The organism is Mumia sp. (genome assembly GCF_028803055.1).
In the GTDB taxonomy this organism is placed as follows: domain Bacteria; phylum Actinomycetota; class Actinomycetes; order Propionibacteriales; family Nocardioidaceae; genus Mumia.
In genome coordinates this window covers 1-586 of the sequence record NZ_JARBCJ010000349.1, presented here as the reverse complement: position 1 = coordinate 586, position 586 = coordinate 1, and the positions used below count along the sequence as shown (strand labels likewise).

The window sequence follows — 586 nt, the reverse complement described above, 5'->3', positions numbered from 1 at the left end:
CGCTCCCGCGCTCGCCTCACGTCCCGCGGGCGCTGAAGTGCATGTAGTCGATCGGGTTCGACCAGTCGCCGCCCCACTCCCAGCCGATGGCGGCGAACGCCTCGATCTGGCCCCCGCCGGGCACGAACATCCCGGGGCGCACGTCGTCCCGGTCGAGGTAGGTCGAGGCCAGGCCGGGGATCACGACCCCGTCCCGGACGTACGGGTTCTGGAACGGGTTGATGTCGACCGCCCGCCCGTAGGCGTGTTCCGACCAGCGTGCGCTGCCCCGCGTCGGGCGGCAGACGAAGGCCGCCGTGGCGTTGCCGTCGCCGGTGTCGGGGGCGTCGAGCTCGGCGACGGGCGTGACGTACATGTCCTCGATCGGGAATCGGGCGGCGAACATCTCGCCGAACACACCCGCCACGGCATCGGCCACGTCACGGTGCAGGAGCAGTTCGCCGGTGTGGGGCAGGTCGTCGAAGCCCCAGAACGACACCGTGACGTAGCGCAGCTCGTCCAGCGTCACCGGGCAGGCCTCCTGCCAGGTCGAACGGGCGGCGACCTCCGGGGGGACGGGCTCGATGCCGGCATGGAACGCGCCGTC

At 72.0% G+C, this 586-nt stretch carries 1 protein-coding gene; it reads right to left on the bottom strand.

The window, feature by feature from the left end; genetic code table 11:
* Window positions 1–16 precede the first annotated feature (16 nt).
* Window positions 17–586, bottom strand: a 570-nt coding sequence (locus tag PV363_RS17865) for a M15 family metallopeptidase (RefSeq protein WP_301023103.1), incomplete at its 5' end; no start/stop codon positions are given.